Annotated in this window: 1 protein-coding gene; it reads right to left on the reverse strand. The window is 73.8% G+C overall.

Translation table 11 applies throughout. The features are described 5' to 3' along the window. Positions 1-233: 50S ribosomal protein P1 (locus SM753_RS21200; RefSeq protein ID WP_323193007.1), on the reverse strand; the 233-nt coding region annotated here is incomplete at both ends.

Below are 233 nucleotides of genomic sequence, written 5' to 3' on the forward strand. Positions count from 1 at the left end.
CTCGGCGGCCTCCTCTTCGTCCTCGTCGTCGCCCTCGTCGGCCTCGTCGGCGTCCGCGGCGTCCGCGGAGCCGCCCGAGGCGGCGCCGGCGGCCGGGGCCGCGGCGGCCGTCTCGATGGCCTCCTCGATGTCGACGTCCTCCAGCGCGGCGACGAGCGCCTTGACGCGGGATTCCTCGACGTCGACGCCGGCGGCTTCGAGCACGCCGGTGACGTTTTCTTCGTTGATCTCTT

Origin of the sequence: Halostella sp. PRR32 (genome assembly GCF_034808085.1) — an archaeon.
Lineage (GTDB): Archaea > Halobacteriota > Halobacteria > Halobacteriales > Natronoarchaeaceae > Halostella > Halostella pelagica.